Annotated in this window: 6 protein-coding genes; 3 read left to right on the top strand and 3 right to left on the bottom strand. The window is 69.3% G+C overall.

The genetic code is table 11. The features are described from left to right. The coding region (locus tag XINFAN_RS00275) for a DUF1365 family protein (RefSeq protein ID WP_124084575.1) at positions 1 to 266 on the bottom strand (266 nt) is incomplete at its 3' end. Between the two features lie 3 nt (positions 267 to 269). After that, on the bottom strand, positions 270 to 1,550 hold the full coding sequence (locus XINFAN_RS00270) for an NAD(P)/FAD-dependent oxidoreductase (protein WP_124084574.1): 1,281 nt from the start codon (positions 1,548 to 1,550) through the stop codon (positions 270 to 272). Positions 1,551 to 1,793: 243 nt separating this feature from the next. Here XINFAN_RS00270 and XINFAN_RS00265 point away from each other — a divergent pair, with 243 nt between their 5' ends. From XINFAN_RS00265 to XINFAN_RS00255, 3 genes are all read left to right on the top strand, one after another. Then, a complete protein-coding gene (locus XINFAN_RS00265; protein ID WP_290426963.1) occupies positions 1,794 to 2,387 on the top strand; it encodes a sigma-70 family RNA polymerase sigma factor in 594 nt (197 codons plus the stop codon). After that, positions 2,384 to 3,016: a ChrR family anti-sigma-E factor gene (locus XINFAN_RS00260; RefSeq protein ID WP_124084573.1), complete on the top strand. Its 633-nt coding sequence runs from the start codon at positions 2,384 to 2,386 to the stop codon at positions 3,014 to 3,016. Before XINFAN_RS00265 ends, XINFAN_RS00260 begins: the two co-directional genes overlap by 4 nt. A 117-nt stretch (positions 3,017 to 3,133) precedes the next feature. Then, entirely contained in the window at positions 3,134 to 3,724 is a 591-nt protein-coding gene (locus tag XINFAN_RS00255; protein ID WP_233352066.1) for an SDR family NAD(P)-dependent oxidoreductase, read from the top strand. Here the strand turns inward: XINFAN_RS00255 and XINFAN_RS00250 are convergent. Continuing rightward, a complete protein-coding gene (locus XINFAN_RS00250; RefSeq protein ID WP_199286324.1) occupies positions 3,705 to 4,106 on the bottom strand; it encodes a DUF2177 family protein in 402 nt (133 codons plus the stop codon). The two genes, XINFAN_RS00255 and XINFAN_RS00250, sit on opposite strands and share 20 nt — an antisense overlap. Positions 4,107 to 4,136: the final 30 nt, after the last annotated feature.

Raw genomic sequence — 4,136 nt, 5'->3', positions numbered from 1 at the left:
AGCCCGGCCTGTTCCAGCATCTGCCAGGCCCAGGGCGCGCCCTCGCCGGCGCCGCGGGTGCCGCCATGATCGGGCGCGTGGAAACTGAACAGCCCCCACCGCCCCAACCGGAACAGCCCGCGCGGGCGCAGGCTTTCAGGGGCCATCAGCAGATAATCGACACGGTAGCGAAAGGCGTGGCGCACCGCGCCGCGCCTTGCATGGCTGACATCGGCGTTCAGATGCAGCGCGCCGCCCGCTGCCAGAGTGGATGCAAGACTGCCCATCGCCTAGACCGTCGCAGGCGAAAGCTGACGGGCGATCCGCATGGCGCTGGCGAACCCGTCCTCATGGAAGCCGTTGCGCAGCCAGGCCCCCGCGAACCAGGTCTGCCGCTGGCCCTGCATGGCGCGCAGCCGGACCTGCGCGTCCAGCGCCGCCTGATCGAAGACCGGGTGGCGGAACACCGTCTCGTCATAAATCAGCGCGGGGTCGATGGTGATGCCCGGGTTCAGCGAGACAAACAACGGGTCATCCTCGGGCAGAGATTGCAGACGGTTCATCCAATAGGTCACGCCGACGCCGCTGTCTGCGGCGGGATTGTCGTCGCGGTACACCCATGCGCCCCAGCACTTGCGGCGGGCAGGCATCACCCGCGGATCGGCATGCAGCACGGCGCGGTTGTCCTGGAACCGCACCGCGCCCAGGGCTGCGGTCTCATCCGCCGAAGGGTCGGACAACAGCGCCAGCGCCTGATCGGCATGGCAGGCCAGCACCACATGCTCGAAGGCCTCGGCCACGCCATCGGTCTGCACCGTCACGCCCGTCTCGCCACGCGTCACCGCGCGCACCGGGGCGGCGCACCGCAAGGCGACACCGGCTGCCTCCAGCGTCCCGGCCAGCCGGGTGACATAGGTGATGCTGCCGCCCGTCACCGTCCACCACTGATGCTGGCCGCCCTTCGACATCAGCGCGTGGTTGGACATGAAGCGCAGCAGGGCCCCGGCGGGAAAGGCGCCGATCCGGCGGGCGGGCGTCGACCAGATCGCGCCGCAGATCGGATAGAGATACTGGTCGCGGAACCGCGCGCCCAGCCCCAGCTCATCGATCAGCTCGTCGATGGTCAGATCGGGGCGGTCACGCGCGGCCGCCCCGGCCTGCGCGTTGAAGCGCAGAATGTCGCGGATCATCCGATGGAAATCCGGGCGCAGCAGGTTCGACCGCTGAGCGAAGACAGCGTCCAGCGAGCGCAAAGCATATTCCACCCGGCCATTGTCCAATGACACGCCAAAGCTCATGTCGCTGCGCTGCACCGGCACGTCGAGATCGCGAAACAGCGCCGTCAGATGCGGGTAATTGGCGTAATTGAACACGATGAAGCCGGTATCCACCGCAATATCGCCGCACCGCCCGGCCATCACGGTGCGGGCGTGGCCGCCGGGGCGCGGCGCCGCCTCGAACAGCGTCACCTGATGGTGGCGCGACAGGAGCCAGGCCGAGGACAGGCCGGAAATGCCGCCGCCGACGATGGCGATCTTTTGCGGGGCGCCGCGGGTCGCGTCAAAGGGCAAGGCGGTCTCCTTCTGCTGTCGTGACCGGAATACGCGGCCCGGCCGGGGCCGGATCATCGCCGGGGTTGAAAAATGCCGCAGAGTCGCATTGTTTCTGCACCGGTGATCCGACCGGCCCGCCGCTGCGTATCCCCGGCCATGATGCAGGAAGACCGCAGCCGCCAGATCGTGATGGCGCCGCCCGATGGAGGGGGTGTCCCGTCCGGTGGCCACGCCCAACCGGGCGGCAAGGAGAATGGCGTTTTGCCCGCTGACATTTTGCCCGATGACGTTTTGCCCGACAACCAGGCTGGACCGGCCGAAGCGACGCTCTGGCTGATCGCCGTGCGCGACCATCGCGACCGCGCGGCCTTTCTGCGGCTGTTCGACCATTTCGGGCCGCGCCTCAAGGCGATGCTGATCCGCGGCGGCCTGCGCGACGGCAGCGCCGAGGACGTGGTGCAGGATGTCATGCTGGCCGTCTGGCACAAGGCCGCGCAGTTCGACCCGCACCGGGCCGGGGCCAGCGCCTGGATCTACCGCATCGCGCGCAACCGCCGCATCGACCTTGCCCGCCGCAAGCCTGCGCCGGAACCAGACCCTCTGGCCGAACCGGAAGGCTCGGAACCCGACGCGGCGCAGATCCTGGCCCTCGGGCAGGAGGCCGCGCTGTTGCGCCGCGCGCTCGGCGCGATGGCGCCCGATCAGGCCCGGGTGCTGGAACAGGCCTATTTCGAGGATCTGCCTCACAGCCGCATCAGCGAGATGACCGGCCTGCCGCTCGGCACCATCAAATCCCGGATCCGGCTCGGGCTGGAACGACTGCGGCGCGAACTGAAGGATCTGAGGCAGCCATGACCGCGATCACCCATCACATTTCCGACGATCTGCTGGACGCCTATGTCACCGGCAACCTGGCCCAGGCTTTCTCCGTGGTCGTGGCGGCGCATCTGTCGCTGTGCGACGCCTGCCGCGCCCGCGCCGGGGCGGCCGAGATGCTGGGCGGCGCGCTGCTGGAGCGGGTGGCGCCGGCCGCAATGAGCAGCGGCGCGAAGGACAGGCTGCTGGCCGCGCTGGACGACACGCCGCCGCCCGCGCCGGTTGCGCGCTCGGGCATCTTTCCCGCGCCGGTGATGCAGGCCCTCGGCGGCCAGCCGCCGAAATGGCGGATGCTGGGGGGCGGCATCCGCCAGCAGATCCTGTCTGCCGACAGCGACGGCGCGCTGCGGCTTTTGTATATCCCGCCGGGCCGCGCGGTTCCCGAACACAGCCATGGCGGGCTGGAGCTGACCCTGGTGCTGCAAGGCAGCTTCTCCGACAGCGAAGGCCGCTTTGGCGTCGGAGATGTCGAAACCGCAGGCGATGAGACAGACCACCAGCCGGTCGCCGGGGCCGGATGCCCCTGCATCTGCCTCGCCGCCACCGATGCGCCCTTGCGGTTCCGCGCGATGCTCCCGCGGCTGCTGCAACCCTTGTTCAGGATCTGAGCCCATGGAATTTGCCGGCAAGACCGTCTGGATCATCGGCGCCAGCGAAGGCATCGGCGCGGCCCTCGCCCGTGCCCTGGCCGCACAGGGGGCAAAGCTGATCCTGTCGGCGCGCAGGTGCTGCCGCTGGATCTGGCCCGGCCGGAGGCGCTGGCACAGGCCGTCGCCGAAATCGCGCCGGGGTCGCTGGACGCGGTGATCTGCACCGCCGCGCTTTACGATCCGGGCCGGATCGCCGATCTGGAGCCGGAAACCACCGCCCGCCTGGTGACGGTGAACCTTCCCGGCAGCCTTGATGTCGCCCGCCTGACGCCGCCCTTGCTCCGTGATGGCGGGCAACTGGTGCTGTTCGGCTCGGTCGCGGGCTGGTTCGGCCTGCCGGGCGGCCAGCCCTACAGCGCCACCAAGGCCGCCGTGAACAATCTGGCCGAGAGCCTGCGCGTTGAACTTGCCCCCCGCGTCGATGTGCGGCTGGTCTGCCCCGGCTTTGTCCCGACCCGGCTGACCGCGAAGAACCGCTTTGCCATGCCCGCGATCATAACGCCGGAACAGGCCGCGCAGGCGGTGATCCGGGGGCTGCAAGGGCGGGCGTTCGGGATCCGTTTCCCGCGCCGCTTCACCCTTGCGATCAGGCTGTTGCGCGCCCTGCCCTATGCGCTTTCCCTGCGCCTGACCGCGCGCATCGGCGTCAGGCCACCCGACCGCTGAGCGCCGCCACCCCGGCCCAGGCCGCAAAGCCGGTCAGAAACGTGCCCCAGAGCCCGTCGACCACGACCTGCCTCCACGACCAGTCCGCCAGCGTGGCGTAGTTGGTCATCTCATAGGTGCCATAGCACATCGCACCCAGAAGCGCGCCGAAGGCCAGCGCCTGAAGCGGCGCCCCGGCCTTCAGCGCGGGCCAGGACACGAACAGCAAGATCCCGGCCACGTAGAACAGGTAGAACACCACCGCCGGCCCCAGCCGCAACGGAGAGGCCAGCAGATGCCCGACATGCGGCTCGAACACCGGGCGGACGAGGTAGCGGATGCCCACCATGTCCAGCCCCAGAAAGACCGTGGCCGTGATGACGTAAAGCAAAGCGGTTTGCAGCATGGAGTGCCTTTCAGTCCCGGGTCAGCC

This window comes from Pseudogemmobacter humi, assembly GCF_900609055.1.
GTDB lineage: Bacteria > Pseudomonadota > Alphaproteobacteria > Rhodobacterales > Rhodobacteraceae > Pseudogemmobacter > Pseudogemmobacter humi.
This window is presented reverse-complemented; position numbering and strand designations above follow the sequence as displayed.

Bases quoted from the DNA above. Each gene is read 5' to 3' on its own strand.
- XINFAN_RS00260 (WP_124084573.1), top strand. From the start codon at position 2,384: ATGACCGCGATCACCCATCACATTTCCGACGATCTGCTGGACGCCTAT.